The following is a 14,539-nucleotide window of genomic DNA, read 5'->3' on the forward strand; positions in this document are numbered from 1 at the left end:
ACCGCAGTTTGTGCGGCAGCCGGGCGGGACGCTCAGCCGTTGCCGAACAGCGGATTGCCGCGCAGCGCCGTCACCGCCAGTTCGACGAAGGCCCGGACCTTGGCCGCCGCCTGGCGGCCCTGGGGATAGACCAGGTGCACCGGGAGCGGCGCCTCCTCGTGGTCTTCGAGCACCAGCTGCAGGGCGCCTTCGGCGAGGGCCGGGGCGATCTGGTAGTGCAGCGCCCGGGTCAGTCCCCAGCCGGCCTTGGCGGCGGTGATGGCGGCCTCGTTGGTATTGCACTGCAGCAGGGGATCCACCACCACCCGCTGGCCGCGGGCGAAGCGCCATTCGGCCGAGGCCCAGGCACTCTGGCAGGCGAGGATGCGATGTTCCCGCAAGGCAGCCGGGGTGGTGGGCGTACCCTGGGCCTGCAGATAGCCCGGAGCGGCGCAGACTACCCGGCGCATGCTGCCGACCTGGACGGCGGTGAAGCCCGAGTCCGGCAACTGGCCGATGCGCAGGGCGACGTCCAGGCCTTCGTCCAGCAGATTCACCTGACGATCGAGGAACAGGGTGCGGACGCGCATCTGCGGATGGCGCGCCAGGAATTCCAGCACCAGGGGCAGCACGTGCAGCTGGCCGAAGAGCACCGGCGCGGTGATCGCCAGGGTGCCGGAGGGCTTGGCCTGGTGTCCGGCCGCGGCCAATTCGGCTTCCGCGATCTCCCCGAGGATGCGCCGGCAGTCCTGCAGGTAACGGGCGCCGGCTTCGGTGGGCTTGACCGAGCGGGTGGTGCGCACCAGCAGCCGGGCGCCGATCAGCTCCTCCAGGCCGGCGATCATCCGCGTCACCGCCGGTGCGCTCAGGTGCAGCTCCCGGGCGGTGCGGGCGAAACTCTCGGTTTCCGCCACCTTCACGAACACGCGCATCGCCTGCCAACGATCCATCTGCCGGGTCTTCCTCGCGGGGCCGGAGTGCTCCGGCAAGGCCTCCATGGTAATCGACTCGCGAACGCTGGCCAGCCTAGAGCTCGAGTTCGAGGCGCGCGGTCCCCTCGGCGGGCCGCGCGCAGCACAGCAGGGCCTCCCCGGCGCCGACCCTGGCGGCGGGCTCCTGCTCGTAGGTGACCGCGCCGGCGAGCACCCGTGTGCGACAGCTGCCACAGTGACCCGCGCGGCAGCTGAAGGCAGGGGAGAGGCCCTGGGCCTCGGCCAATTCGAGCAGACTGCCGGCGGCGGGTGTCCACTGCGCCTCCTGGCGCGCAGCGGCGAAGCGTACCGGAACGGCCGTCGTCGCCGCTGGCGGGCGTCGCTCCGCGGCCGCGGCGCGGGTGCGTACCAGGCCTGCCGGACCGAAGGCCTCAGCATGGATCCGGGCGTCTTCGATGCCGTAGCCGCGCAGGCCGTCATAGAGCCCTTGAGTGAAGGCCGCCGGACCGCACAGGTAGAAAGCGTGGTCGCCGAAGGGCAGGTAGCGACCCAGCAATCCCAGGTCGATGCGGCCGGCCTCGTCATAGTCCACCTCGGGCAGCGCGTTCGTGGTGTCGCTCAGCACCTTGATCACCCGCACCGAGCCAGAGGCCGTGGCCGCCAGCTCGGTGAGCTCCCTGGTGAAGGCGCGTTCGGCCAGGTTGCGCGCGGCGTAGAACAGCGTGATCGGACGCGGGCGTTGGGTGCGCCGTCCTTCATCCAGGGCTTGGCGCAGCATGGCCAGCAGCGGGGTGATACCGATCCCCGCGGCGAGCAGCACCAGGGAGCGTGTTTCAGCCGTCGCCAGGGTGAAGTCGCCGGCCGGTGCCCGGGTGTCGAGCAGGTCGCCGACGCGCAACTGGTCATGCAACAGGCGGGAGACCGCGCCTTCGCGCTTGACGCTGATGCGGTAGCTACCGTCCGCTGGCGCGCTCGACAGGCTGTAGCTCCTCACCAGCGGCGGCTGGTCGGCGTCCGGCGTCACCCGCAGGGTGAGGAACTGACCCGCCTGGTAGGGTGGCAGGCCGGCGCCGTCCAGGGCTTCGAGGTGGAAGGAGCGGATCGTGGTGCTTTCCTGGACGATCCGGGCAATGCGCAAGGGGCGCCAGTGCCGGGCGTGGGCTGCGGTCTGCAGGCGCTGCTCGGCTTGGGGCCAGCTGCCGGTCAGCCGGCTGCTGTCCGACTCGCCATCGGCGCGCGCCGTCCAGCGCAGGGCCAGGGCGGCGCGGCGGCGGACGACCAGGTGCGGGCGAAAGGTCCAGAGGCGTTCCGCGCCGTCGAAGGCGGCGATCTCCGGCGAGTCGAACAGCACCTCGGCCGTCCCGCTCAGGTGCAGCAGCTCGCCGTTCTCGTAATCCACGAACAGCAGCCCGGCCCTGCCGGTGGCGACGAGGTTGCCCAGGGTGTTGAAGAACAGATTGCCGTTGAAGTCGGGAATCGTCAGCACGCCCTCGGCGTCCACCCGGACGAAGCCGGGCTTGCCCCCGCGGTGGGACACGTCGACCCGCCGCTGGCCCTCCTGCTCCGCGTAGGAGGCGACGAAAAAGGCGTCGGCGCCGGTGATGAGAGCGCGGGCGGCGGCGTCCAGGCCGGTGAGGCGCTCCGCGCTGGCCAGGGGGCCGGTGCCCGGCGCTCGGGCGAAGGCGGGGTCACGCAATTGGATGTAGCGCGGGCAGTTGCCGAAGCTCTGGTCGACTGCCACCCGCAGACCCTGGGGCGTGCGGGTGAGGGTGCCGTTCAACCGATTGCGCCGGCGCGTGTGCAGTTCGATACCAAGCAGGCCGACCGCTGCCCCTTCGCCGAGCCCGGCGGCCGCCGGATCCTCGGTGGCCGGCTCGGCGGCGATGTCCAGCAGGGTGGGGGTGGGCGAGCTGAGAAAGCCCGGGCGGCCTTCCAGCAGGGTCGCCCAGGCCGCGCCCTCGGCATCGACGCTGCCCAGCACCAGGAAGGGCAGTTGCGCGAAGAAATCCCGGTGCTGGTCGGGCATGAAGGGCCGGATCACGCGCGGGCCCAGGGCTGCCATGCGTTCGCGGACGCCGAGCCGCTCCTGGATGAGGGTTTCGCCGGCGTGCCAGGTGGGCAGGGGCTCGTTCATGACCGTGACCTCCAATCGGGACGGGTGCGCTCAGGCCCTGAGGCCGGCGGCGGTCTGGGGGAAGGCGACGAAGCCCGGCAGGGCTTCCACCCGTTGCAGGAAGGCGCGCACGGCGGCGTAGGGCGCCAGGTCCACATTGCCTTCCGGAGCGCCGGCGAGGTAACTGTAGAGCGCGACGTCGGCGACGGTGGGATGGGCGGCGGCCAGCCAGTCCCGCGTGGCCAGATGGGCTTCCAGGCGCTGCAACAGGACATGGGCGCGGGCGATGACTTCCTCGGGATTCAGGCGGGCGCCGAATACCGTGATCAGCCGCGCCGCCGCCGGGCCGTAGGCCAGTTCACCGGCTGCCACCGACAGCCAGCGCTGGACGGCAGCAGCACCGGCGGGGTCTTCCGGCAGCCAGTCGGTGCGACCGCCTTTCTTCGCCAGGTAGACGAGGATCGCATTGGAATCGGCGATGACCACGCCGTCGTCCTCCAGCACCGGCACCTGGCCGAAGGGGTTGAGGGCGAGGAATTCCGGGGCGCGATGCTCGCCGGCCGCGAGGTCGACCTCGACGAGTTCCGGCGCGAGGCCCAACAGGGAGGCGAACAGCACGGCGCGATGGGCATGACCGGACAACGGAAGGTGATAGAACTTCATGATCCAACTCCTGGCTGGCATCGGGCCGAGGGTGGTCCCGATTCGTGCTACCAGCTTGGGAGTGATTGGATCTGGAGGGAATGAGCGTTCTGGTCAGTTCATTATTCCGCGCAGTGGAATGATCGGCCTAGCCACAGGCGAAGGCCAATACCCGCCCCAGCAGGGCATCGCAGCCATCCACCTGCGCCTGGGTGATGAACTCGTCCGGCTTGTGCCCCTGGGCCATGCTACCCGGGCCGCACACCACCGTGGGAATGCCCGCGGCGGCGAACAGGCCGCCTTCGGTGCCGAAGGCCACGGTGCCGAACTCGCGGGAGCCACAGAACTGCGCGACCCAGTCGGCGGCCTCGCTTTCCACGGCGGTATCCAGGCCGGGATAGCTTGACAACTCGGTGAAGCTCACCGAACTCTCCTCGCTGATGGCGCGCATGGCCGGCAGCAGCGCCTCTTCGGCATGGGCCTGCAGCTGGCGGATCAACTGGTAGGGATCCTGGGCGGGCAGGGCGCGGATCTCGAAATCGAAGGCGCAGTCCTGGGGCACGATATTCAGCGCCTGGCCACCGCCGATCAGCCCGGTCTGGACGGTGGAGAAGGGCGGATCGAAGCGGGCGTCCTGCCGGTCGGGCGCCTTGAGCGCCTCGCCCAGGCGCCCGAGTTCGACGACCAGGCGCGCGGCATATTCGATGGCGTTGACGCCCTGGGGCGCATAGGCCGAATGACAGGCCGCGCCGTGCACCTGGCAGCGCATGGCCACCTTGCCCTTGTGGCCGAGCACGGGCTTGAGTTCGGTGGGTTCGCCAATGAGGCACAGCAGCGGCTTGACCGGGCGCTGCGCCAGCTGGTCGAGCAGGCTGCGCACGCCCAGGCAGCCCACCTCTTCGTCGTAGGATAGCGCCAGGTGCAGCGGCCGGCGCAGCGGCGCGCCCACGGCCCTGGGCACCAGCGCCAGCAGGCAGGCCAGGTAGCCCTTCATGTCGGCGGTGCCGCGGCCATAGAGCTTGCCTTCCGCTTCGCTGAGCGCGAAGGGCGGCCGCGTCCAGGCCTGGCCATCCACCGGCACCACGTCGGTATGCCCGGAGAGCACGATGCCCGGCACGTCGGCCGGCCCCAGGGTGGCGAACAGATTGGCCTTGGTGCCTGCGGCATTGTGGATCAGCTCATAGGGCACGCCGAAGCCATCCAGGTAGCGCGCCACGAAGTCGATCAGCGCCAGGTTGGATTCGCGACTGGTGGTGTCGAAGGCCACCAGGCGCGCCAGCAGGTCGCGACTGCTGCTCATCGATCGTCTCCCGGGACGCCGTAGCCGGGGGCGAGATCCGGGCGCACCGCGCGGTCGAGATAGTCCTGCAGCTGCGGCTCGTAGGCGTGCCAGAGAGCGGCCAACTGACCGATGGGGTCCGTCTCGGCCCAGTCGACGCGCAGGTTGACGATGGGCCAGCTCGGCTCGCCCACCACCAGCAGCGCCGCCGAATGCACCGGACCGGCTTCGCCACCGGCGGCCATGGCCGCCTGCATGGCCAGCAGCAAGCGCTCGGCCAGGGCACCCTGGGTGCTTTCGAACTTCTCCACCAGCGCGTCCACCACCGCGGGGCTGGCCAGCATGTTGCCGGCGCCTACGCAGTCGCGGCCACTGCGGGCGTGATGCACACCAAGGGTCTGGGCGCCGCTGTGATGGGCGCTACGCCCCTGGCCATCGATCACCGTGACCTGGCGATAGCCGGCGTAGGCGTCACCAGCCAGGCTCTGGGCCAGGGCCGCATCCGGCGCCAGGCCCTGGGCCAGTCCATCCAGGGTGCGCGGCCCCAGGGCGGGCAGGGTGATGTTCTGTGAGCTGACGGCGCCGACCCCGGGCCGCAGCCAGGGGCAGCGCGCGCCCACGGCGATGCTCGAGGAACTGATGGCGATGCCGAATTGACCGGTCGCGGCGCAGCGGGCGGTGAGGGAAAAGGTCATGGGCGGGCCTCAGTCGGGAATCACGGCGATGACGTCGATCTCCATTAGCCACTGGGGCTGGCCCAGGGCCGACACCACCAGCCCGGTGGAGATGGGGAAGACGCCCTTGAGCCATTTGCCGACCTCCTGGTACACCGGCTCGCGGTAGCGCGGGTCGATCAGGTAGGTGGTGGTCTTGACGATATGGCTGAGGTCGCTGCCGGCTTCTTCCAGCAGTTGCTTGACGTTCTTCATCGCCTGCTCGGCCTGGGCGCGGGGATCGCCCAGCCCGACCAGATTGCCCTCGAAGTCGGTACCCACCTGGCCGCGCACATAGACGGTGTTGCCGGCGCGCACCGCCTGGCAGAGGTCGTTGTCGAGGGTCTGGTTGGGGTAGGTGTCCTTGGTGTTGAACATGCGGATACGGGTATGGGTCGGGGTGGCCATGGGGGCTCTCCTGGGGTCGAAGTAGGTTGGGCTGAGAGGGCTCCCTCGTCGAAGCCCGACACGGCGGTGTTGATCTTGATTATGTTGGGCTTCGCTGGCGCTCAACCCAACCTACGTGCCCGGTAGGGTTGGGTGTCAGGCGCTGCGCGATTGCAGGGGTTGGGCGGTCGTATCGCCACTGGGTCGGTATTCCTGGTAGCGACGCTGGATGGCGATCTGGTCGGCCACATGGCGGGCGTCGTGCCAGCAACCCCAGATGAAGGCCGAGCCGCGGCGACTCAGCCAGGGCAGGCCGACGAAATAGATGCCCGGCTCGGCGCCGACCCCGCGCTGATGCTTGGGCTTGCCGTTGTCGCCGAAGGTATCCACCTGCAGCCAGCTGAAATCGGTGGCGTAGCCGGTGGCCCAGATCACCGAGGTCACGCCGGCGGCCTTGAGGTCCAGCTCCTTGAGCGGTTCACGGATGCAGGCGGCGTCCGCCACCCGCTCGCGGGCTTCGGGCTCCTCGGGCAGGTCGAGGCCATGGCGGGCGGCATAGGCGTCGGCGGCGTCCAGCAGGGCCAGGTAGTTGGCGTCGCCAGCATCGAGATTCTGGTTGAGGTCCGGACGGAAGCGCACGCTGCCCTCGGCGAAGGACTCGGTGAGGCCGACCAGGGTCATGCCGGCCTGGGCCAGGCGGCGGAAGTCCACGGTATGACCGCCCCGCGCCCCGCTGACGGCGATGGTCACGTGTTCACGCCCCGGCTGCATGGTCTCGGTGTCCCAGAGACCGAGCACGCCCAGCCACCAGCAGAAGTCGCGCCCGCGATAGGCGCGCGGCGGCCGGTCGTGGGGGCCCACCGAGAGATAGACGCGCTTGCCGGCGCGCAAGAGTTCCTCGGCGATCTGCACCCCCGAGGAGCCGGCGCCCACCACCAGCACCGCCCCCTCGGGCAGTTGCTGGGGATTGAAGTACTGGGCGGAGTGGATCTGGTAGAGGGCCTCGTCCTGGGGCGCGATGGCCGGGATGACCGGTTTCTGGAAGGGACCGGTGGCCACCACTACCCGCTGGGCGCTGAGGCTGCCCGCCGAGGTCTCGACCAGGAAGCCGCTGCGGCCCTCGTGACGGGTCACTCGGGTGACCGCGACACCGGTACGGATGGGGGCGTCGATCTGCCGCGCATAGGCCTCGAAGTAGGCGGCGATCTCGTCCTTGCCCGGGAAGCCGTCCGGTGGCGTCTGGAATTCCAGGCCGGGGAAGCGATCGTGCCAGGCGGGGCCGTTGGCCACCAGGGAATCCCAGCGGCCGGTGCGCCAGGCTTCGGCGATGCGGCTCTTTTCCAGCACCAGGTGTTCGATGCCCAGGCGGCCCAGGTGCTCGCTCATGGCGACCCCGGCTTGGCCGGCGCCTATCACCAGGGTGTCGATAGCGGTCGGTAATGCGGTCATGACGGTACCCTTCGGCCGCTCCGCAGGGGCGCGGCCGTCATCTAAGCAGTAGGAGGGCGGAGCGCGGAGGCCCCGCGGCGATCAATCCAGCACGGACGGGTCCTGCTGGATCATCAGTTCTTTCATCTCGGCGAAGTGCTGCTCGGAAAAGTCGGTGATGCCTTCCCAGGCCCGCGCGGTCTTTTCGGCGACCTCGTCGGAGAGCACCTTGAGCGGCTGGCCGGTGGACCAGGCGGTGACCAAAATCTGGCAGGCCCGCTCCAGGGTCCAGATGTCGTCGAAGGCCTGGCCGATGGTGGGGGCGATGACCATGACGCCGTGGTTGCCCATCAACAGCCGCTGCTTGCCGTCGAGCAGCCCGGCCAGGCGCGCGCCCTCGGCCTCGGTGTCGGCCATGCCGCCGTAGAGCTCGTCCACGGCGATACGGTTGAAGTAGCGCGCGGTGTTCTGGTCGATGGGCGGGACCTGCGGCTCGGCCAGGCAGGCCACCGCCGTGGTATGCACCGGGTGCAAATGCAGCACTACCCGCGCCTCCGGCAGGCGGCGATGGATCTGCCCATGGATCGACCAGGCCGTGGCATCCACGTCGGGCCGCTCGGCCCCGCGCGGATCGTCCGCATCGAGCAGCAGCAGGTCGCTGGCGCGGATGCGCGAGAAGTGCTTCCACTTGGGGTTGATCAGGAAGCGCTTGCCGTCGGTGGAGACCGCCGCGCTGAAGTGGTTGGCGACCGCCTCGTGCATGCCCAGGTGGGCGATGACGCGAAAGGTCGCCGCCAGATCGATGCGCAGCCGTTCTTCGTGGGAAAGGGCCATGGTCGTGACTCCAAAGGGGTCGTCCCCGGCCGCGGGGACGGCCGGTGAGAACTTAGGGCTTGGGCATCAGGGCGGCGATGTCCGCCTCGGTGGGCGCCTGGAAGTTGTACTTCTTCAGCAGGGCGGCGTACTCGGGGGTGGCGCTGTACTGCTTGAGCGCCTCGACCAGGGCGGTCTTCACCTCGTCGTTACCCTTCTTCACGCCGAAGCCATTGAGCACCGGGTAGATCAGGGTGTCGGAGGAGATCACCACGCGATTACCGAGCTTCTCCACCAGTCCGCGAGCCACGGCGGCGTCGGTGATCTGCGCCTCCACCGCCTTGGACAGCAGGGCCTGGGTGGTCTGGGGGTCGGTGCCGTATTCGCTCACGGCGATGGGCTTGAGGCCGTTCTTCACGCAGTACTCGTCCGACAGCTTGTGCAGTTGCTGCAGCCAGGAGGTGGCGCCCATGGAGCCGATCTTGTGGCCGCAGAAGTCTTCCGGTTTCTTGGGCTGGTAGTCGCTGCCCTTGAGCGCGATGATCGCCTCGCCGCTCTTGAGGTAGGGGATCATGTCGATCACCTTGAGGCGGTCCGCGGTGATGTACATCGACGAATTGGTGATGTCGAAGCGCCCGCCCTTCAGGCCGGTGATGAGGTTGGGGAAACGGGTGTCGAGGGTTTCCACGGAACGACCCATGATCTTCGCCAGCCCGTCGACGAACTCGATGTCGAAGCCGGCCGGCTTGTTGTCCTGCACGTATTCGTAGGGGAAGAAGGTCAGGTCCGAGCCGGCGATGAGCTTGCCCGGCTGCTGGAAGGCGCCTGCGGTCGCCGAGGCCAAGGCGATGGCCGCGCCCAGCACGGTGGTGGTGAAGGTCCGGATCGAGACGCTGCTGAAGCTGTGCATGGCGATGCTCCTTGAGGGTGGGAAACTCAGCTGGCGGCCTGGTCGAGCCCGGCCTGTTGGACGAAGAAGGAGGCGCCGCGCGGCTTCTGCGGCAACCGCACGCTGTTGGCCACGCTGCGCACCAGGCCACTTTCCTGGCCGGCCACCAGCACCCCAGCGTGCTCGCTGGGCAGCGGGTTCTCGCCAAAGGGCAAGGCATCCTCGGCGGCATAGACGCTGATGAACAGGGTGCGCGGCAGCTCGGTCTGGTTGGGGCTGGAGGCATGCAGCAGGCGGGTGTGCATGAAGCACACCGAGCCGGCCGGGCCGAAGCAGGCGGTGGGCTGGCCGCAGTGCTCGGCGACCACCTCGTCATCGACGGCGCCGCTGAAGCGGCCGTTCTGCCAGTGCGACCACAGCGGGCCTTTGTGACTGCCGGGGATGACCGTGAGGGGGCCGTTCTCCGGGGTCACCTCGCTCACCATCAGCAGCGCGGTGACCACGTCATCGTTGCTGTGCGGAGTGAACAGGAAGTCCTGGTGCCACTTCACCTGAGTGGCGGTGTGCGGCAGCTTCGAATTGATCTTGCTGTGGTGGAAGCGGGTGCCGTTGCCCCCGATCAATTGGGCGGCCACCTGGGCCATCCGCGAGGACAGGGCGACCTGGCGGTAGGCCGCGGAGATCTCGGTGGGCGAGCTGACCCGCCGCAGGGAGGGGTGGTCGGGCCGGTGGTCCAGCTCCACGTCGAAGCGGGCGCGGCCATCCTGGGTTTCGCCCCAGGCCTCGGCGTGGCTACGGCTGTCTGCCACCCAAAGGTCGAAATCGGCCTGCAGGGCGGCGATCTGGTCGGCCGACAGCAGGTTCTCGACCACCAGGTAGCCGTCTCTGTGGAAACGCTCCAGTTGCGCTTGCTCGATCATCTTTTGTTCTCCGAAAGCCAAGGGTGGGGGTCAAGCCAGGGACACGTCCTTGAGGAAGGCCTCGACGCGTGGATGCTGGCCGTTACGCAGTACCTGGGGCGCGTCGTCGCAGACCACGCGGCCCTTTTCCATGAACACGATGCGGTCCGAGACCTTGAAGGCGAAGTTCATCTCGTGGGTGACGATCACCATGGTGATGCCCTCCTGGGCCAGGGCCTCGATCACCTGCAGCACCTCGTTGACCTTTTCCGGGTCCAGGGCCGAGGTGGGCTCGTCGAACAGCATGATCTGCGGCCGCATCATCAGCGCCCGGGCGATGGCCACGCGTTGCTGCTGGCCGCCGGAGAGCTGGTGCGGATACTTCCAGGTGTGGTCGAGCATCCCGACCTTGTGCAGCAGGGCGTAGGCCTGCTGCCTGAGCGCCTCGGGGTGGTCGAGCCGGTGGTAGCGCGGGGCGAGCAGCAGGTTGTCCAGCACCGTCAGGTGAGGGAAGAGGTTGAAGCTCTGGAACACCATGCCGATGTCCAGGCGATGCTCGCTGTGCTCGATGAAACGCGACTTCTGGGCGCCGTCCTTGTGCAGGTGGATGAAGGGCTGGCCGTTGATGCGGATCTCGCCGTTGTCCAGTTGCTCCAGGCCGTTGAGCAGGCGGATCAGGGTGGTCTTGCCCGAACCCGAGGGACCAATCACCGACACCACTTCACCCGGCTGTACCTGCAGGTTGACCGAGCCCAGCACCTCGACGTCGTTGTAGGCCTTGTGCAGGCGGGCGGCCTGCAGGGCCGGGATGGCGGCGTCCCATTGCGGGCGGGCAGCGGCCGTCGAGGCCTGGGTGGCCAGCGCCAGCACCTCGGCGTCGGGCGTGCGCACCACCTTGCGCTGGGTGACGTCGAGGAAGCGCTCCAGGCGTTTGAGCAGGAAGTCGAACAGAGTGACGATCAGCACGTAGTAGAAGGCCACCGCCACCATGGTCTCCATGACCAGGAAATTCTGCGAATAGAGGCGCTGGCCGACCATCAGGATCTCGGTCAGGGAGATCACCGAGACCAGCGAGCTGAGCTTGACGATGGAGATGTATTCGTTGGCCAGCGAGGGCAGGGCCACCCGCAGCGCCTGGGGAATGACGATGCGCCATTGGGTGCCGAGAAAGCGCAGGCCGAGCGCCCGCGCCGCTTCGCCCTGGCCCTTGGGGATCGACAGCAGGCCGCCGCGGTGGATCTCGGCGACATAGGCCGTCTCGCTGATGACCAGGCCGATCAAGCCGGCCCAGAAGGGGTCCGCCAGCACCACGGAGGTGGCCGGTACCGCCTGTGGCAGGTTGTAGATGAAGATCAGCAGGACCAGCAGCGGTACGCTGCGAAAGAACCAGATGTAGCCGCGCGCCGGGAGACTGAGCGCCGGATGGCGTGACTGCTTGGCCAGGGCGATGAAGAAGCCGAGCGCGATGCTGATGATCCAGGTGAGGGTACTGAGTTTGATGACCGTCCAGGTTGCCAGCCAGAATTGAGTGTCGCCGATCAGGCTGAACATGTAGTTCCAGTCGAAAGTCATCGCTGCAGGACCCGTTGCCATTCATTGAAGAGTGCGTGATCGAGGAAGCACGCCTGTCGCTCTAATTACAGAATTGGCAATCGGCCGACTTATCGTCAATTAACAAATTACGGGCCTCTGTATAGTTCGATCCTATACAGGAAGTTCGAGTGAGGCCGGGACTTTTCGCGGCGCCCCAATACAGGGCAATGTGCCGCCATTGCTATCGAGAGCGCAGGATTTTGGTGCATTTTGCACCGGCGTGCGATCCCTCGGACGAGGTGAAAGGGCGCTCATTTCAGCGGCTTAGCACGCCGGTGCGATAGCGTAAGTAGGCTTGGCACAGCTTTCGCTTCGATGAATAAGGCTATGCAAAAGTCCTGGCTGAAAAGTTTTTTCCTATAGGCGATTCGTGACGCATTTTACGCTCAGGCAACTTCGTTATTTCGTGGCGGTAGTAGAGGAAGACAGCATCGTCGAGGCGGCGCGGCAACTGCATATATCCCAGCCGTCGATATCCGTCGCCATCAAGAATCTCGAAGAAAGTTTCGAGCAGAAGTTGTTCGTTCGCCATCACGCCCAGGGTGTCTCCCTGACCGCGAGTGGCCGCCGACTCTATGAAAAGGCCAAGGAATTGCTCCGGCTTTCCCATGAGCTGGAGCAGAACGCCCGCGCGGAAAGCGAAATGGTCTCGGGGACGGTGGCCGTGGGTTGTTTCGAGTCGGCGGCGCCGCTCTACCTGCCCAAGCTGGTCGCCGGCTTCAAGCGGCTCTACCCGGAGATCACCATCCAGCTGCACGACGGCGAACAGCATGAATTGATGCACGGGGTGCACCGTGGGCGCTTCGACCTGGTGTTCCTCTACGACCTGGAGCTGGGCGATTCCATCACCAAGGAAAAGCTCAACGCCCCGCACAAGCCCTATGCCTTGCTGCCCATCGCCCACCCCCTGGCGCGCAAGAAGGCGGTGACGCTCAAGGAGCTGAGTCGCGAACCCATGATCCTGCTGGACGTGGTGCCCAGCCGTAACTACTTCATCGATATCTTCAAGGAGAAGGGCTACCACCCCACGGTGGCCTACAGCTCGCCTTCCATCGAGATGGTGCGCTGCATGGTGGGGCAGGGGCTGGGCTTTTCCGTGCTGGTCACCCGCCCGACCACCGACATCACCTACGACGGCAAGCGCCTGGCCCAGGTCAACATCCACGACGACATGCCGGCCTCGACCTTCATCATGGCCTACCTGCGCAACAACGAACCGACCAAGGCGACGCGCTTGTTCATGGATTATTGCCGTAGCGTCGATCTCTCGCCGCTGGCGGCGGACCCAGAGTCGCGCGGAGCTGGTGATAGCGCGAGCCAGGGCACGGAATAGAGCGTTCGCGCTGGTCGTCGAGGTTTTTCGTAAAGTAGAATCAATATCATTCAGGCATCATTGACCAGGTGGCTAGCGGCATGAGTGATATGGCTCTCGAGTCCTCGCGTACCCTCCAGACCCTCTATCGTGACCACAGCGGTTGGCTACAGGCCTGGCTACGTCGCCGGTTGGGTAGCGAGTGGGACGCGGCCGATCTCAGCCAGGAGACTTTCCTGCGGTTGGTGCGCAATCCCCAGGTGCTGGGCGAGTTGCAGGAACCCCGCGCCTATCTGCTGACCATCGGCAAGCGCCTGCTGATCAACCTCCAGCGCAAGCGCAGCCTGGAACAGGCCTATCTCGACGCCCTGGCCGAATTGCCCGAGGCCTGCGCGCCGTCACCGGAGCAACGCTGGGTGCTGCTGGAGACCCTGCAGGCCCTCGACGAGCTGCTCGACGGTCTACCGCCGGCCGTGCGCCTCGCCTTCCTGCTCAGCCAGCTCGAAGGCCTGACCTACCGCGAGATCGGCGAGCGCCTGCAGGTCTCCGAGCGCACCATCAAGAGGTACATGGCACAGGCCTACGAGCATTGCCTGCTGGCCGACCTGTGTTGAGCGAGGCCCAGGACCGCCGGCGGACGGCCCTCCGCGAGGCGGCCGGCTGGTTGGCCCTGCTCGAGTCGGGCGAGGCGGGTGAGCCTGAGCAGCGTCAGCTGCAGTCGTGGCGCGCGGCCGATCCCGAGCACGAGCGCGCCTGGCAGGCGGCACTGCATCTGCAGCAACGCTTCGCCGCCGTCCCCGCGCGCCTGGCGATGGCCAGCCTGCAACCGGCCGATCGTGGGCGGCGCACCGCCTTGCGGCAATTGCTCGGCCTGGCCGTGGTGGTACCGACCGGCTGGTGGCTGGCACGGGAGCTGCCCCTGGGCGCCTGGACCGCCGATCTCAGTACCGGTACCGGCGAACACCGTAGCCTGACGCTGGCCGATGGCAGCCTGCTGCAACTCAACACCGCGACCGCCGTGGACCTGGACGAGGCAGGCCGGCGCCTGCGGCTGATCCGCGGCGAAATCTCGCTACGGGTACCCGGCAGCGCTGCCCTGACCCTGACGACCGATTTCGGTGACCTGAAGGTGCGCGAGGCCGAGGTCTGCGTGTATCAGCACGACTCAGGCTGCGATGTCCGCGTGGTCAGCGGCACCGTGGGTATACGCCCGCTGGCAGGAAGCACCCTGGACCTGCATGGCGGCCAGCAGGTACGGCTGGATGGCCACGGCGCAGGCGCCATCGGGCCCTTCGCCGCGACTCTGCTGAGTTGGCGCCAGGGCGTGCTGATCGCCCAGGACCAGCCCCTGGGTGACTTCCTGCATGAATTCAGTCGCTACCGCCTCGGCCTGCTGCGCTGGGATCCGGCGGTGGCCACCCTGCGCGTCACCGGCAGCTTCCAGCTCGCCGACACCGACCGGGTCCTGGCGCTGCTGGCCGCCACCCTGCCGCTGGACGTGCACTGGCGGACCCGCTTCTGGGTCACGCTGGTGCCGCGCGCTACCACCGCCTGAAAAAA

The 14,539-nt window shown here is 67.7% G+C and carries 14 protein-coding genes; 3 read left to right on the forward strand and 11 right to left on the reverse strand.

Annotated features, from left to right (window positions below):
- Nucleotides 1-32 precede the first annotated feature (32 nt).
- From FSV73_RS00510 to FSV73_RS00560, 11 genes are all read right to left on the reverse strand, one after another.
- On the reverse strand, nucleotides 33-929 hold the full coding sequence (locus FSV73_RS00510; protein ID WP_145002346.1) for a LysR family transcriptional regulator: 897 nt from the start codon (nucleotides 927-929) through the stop codon (nucleotides 33-35).
- Between the two features lie 76 nt (nucleotides 930-1,005).
- Nucleotides 1,006-3,045, reverse strand: a complete 2,040-nt coding sequence (locus FSV73_RS00515) for a 2Fe-2S iron-sulfur cluster-binding protein (RefSeq protein ID WP_145002348.1) — start codon at nucleotides 3,043-3,045, stop codon at nucleotides 1,006-1,008.
- A 30-nt stretch (nucleotides 3,046-3,075) separates the two neighbouring features.
- On the reverse strand, nucleotides 3,076-3,687 hold the full coding sequence (locus tag FSV73_RS00520) for a glutathione S-transferase family protein (protein WP_145002350.1): 612 nt from the start codon (nucleotides 3,685-3,687) through the stop codon (nucleotides 3,076-3,078).
- A 127-nt stretch (nucleotides 3,688-3,814) separates the two neighbouring features.
- Nucleotides 3,815-4,966, reverse strand: a complete 1,152-nt coding sequence (argE, locus tag FSV73_RS00525; protein WP_145002352.1) for an acetylornithine deacetylase — start codon at nucleotides 4,964-4,966, stop codon at nucleotides 3,815-3,817.
- Nucleotides 4,963-5,640, reverse strand: coding sequence for a DUF1028 domain-containing protein (locus tag FSV73_RS00530; RefSeq protein WP_145002354.1), 678 nt, complete (start codon nucleotides 5,638-5,640; stop codon nucleotides 4,963-4,965). Before FSV73_RS00530 ends, argE begins: the two co-directional genes overlap by 4 nt.
- Before the next feature lie 9 nt (nucleotides 5,641-5,649).
- Nucleotides 5,650-6,066, reverse strand: a complete 417-nt coding sequence (locus FSV73_RS00535; RefSeq protein ID WP_058763000.1) for a RidA family protein — start codon at nucleotides 6,064-6,066, stop codon at nucleotides 5,650-5,652.
- A 135-nt stretch (nucleotides 6,067-6,201) separates the two neighbouring features.
- Entirely contained in the window at nucleotides 6,202-7,494 is a 1,293-nt protein-coding gene (locus tag FSV73_RS00540; RefSeq protein ID WP_145002356.1) for a flavin-containing monooxygenase, read from the reverse strand.
- Nucleotides 7,495-7,575: 81 nt separating this feature from the next.
- Nucleotides 7,576-8,307: a class II aldolase and adducin N-terminal domain-containing protein gene (locus tag FSV73_RS00545; protein WP_145002358.1), complete on the reverse strand. Its 732-nt coding sequence runs from the start codon at nucleotides 8,305-8,307 to the stop codon at nucleotides 7,576-7,578.
- Nucleotides 8,308-8,359: 52 nt separating this feature from the next.
- The gene (locus FSV73_RS00550) at nucleotides 8,360-9,196 is read right to left on the reverse strand and encodes an ABC transporter substrate-binding protein (protein ID WP_145002360.1); all 837 of its coding nucleotides are present in this window, start codon (nucleotides 9,194-9,196) and stop codon (nucleotides 8,360-8,362) included.
- A 26-nt stretch (nucleotides 9,197-9,222) separates the two neighbouring features.
- Complete coding sequence (locus tag FSV73_RS00555; protein ID WP_145002362.1) at nucleotides 9,223-10,095, reverse strand: phytanoyl-CoA dioxygenase family protein; 873 nt, start codon at nucleotides 10,093-10,095, stop codon at nucleotides 9,223-9,225.
- Nucleotides 10,096-10,125: 30 nt separating this feature from the next.
- The gene (locus FSV73_RS00560; protein ID WP_145002364.1) at nucleotides 10,126-11,646 is read right to left on the reverse strand and encodes an amino acid ABC transporter permease/ATP-binding protein; all 1,521 of its coding nucleotides are present in this window, start codon (nucleotides 11,644-11,646) and stop codon (nucleotides 10,126-10,128) included.
- Between the two features lie 391 nt (nucleotides 11,647-12,037).
- Here FSV73_RS00560 and FSV73_RS00565 point away from each other — a divergent pair, with 391 nt between their 5' ends.
- From FSV73_RS00565 to FSV73_RS00575, 3 genes are read left to right on the forward strand one after another with little or no spacing between them, the layout of a single operon-like run.
- Entirely contained in the window at nucleotides 12,038-13,000 is a 963-nt protein-coding gene (locus FSV73_RS00565) for a LysR family transcriptional regulator (RefSeq protein ID WP_145002366.1), read from the forward strand.
- Nucleotides 13,001-13,059: 59 nt separating this feature from the next.
- Nucleotides 13,060-13,593, forward strand: coding sequence for a sigma-70 family RNA polymerase sigma factor (locus FSV73_RS00570; RefSeq protein ID WP_367575533.1), 534 nt, complete (start codon nucleotides 13,060-13,062; stop codon nucleotides 13,591-13,593).
- A complete protein-coding gene (locus tag FSV73_RS00575; RefSeq protein WP_145002370.1) occupies nucleotides 13,587-14,534 on the forward strand; it encodes a FecR domain-containing protein in 948 nt (315 codons plus the stop codon). Before FSV73_RS00570 ends, FSV73_RS00575 begins: the two co-directional genes overlap by 7 nt.
- The last annotated feature ends 5 nt before the right edge of the window (nucleotides 14,535-14,539 follow it).

Origin of the sequence: Pseudomonas oryzihabitans (assembly GCF_007665395.1) — a bacterium.
GTDB classification, from domain to species: Bacteria; Pseudomonadota; Gammaproteobacteria; order Pseudomonadales; family Pseudomonadaceae; genus Chryseomonas; species Chryseomonas psychrotolerans_C.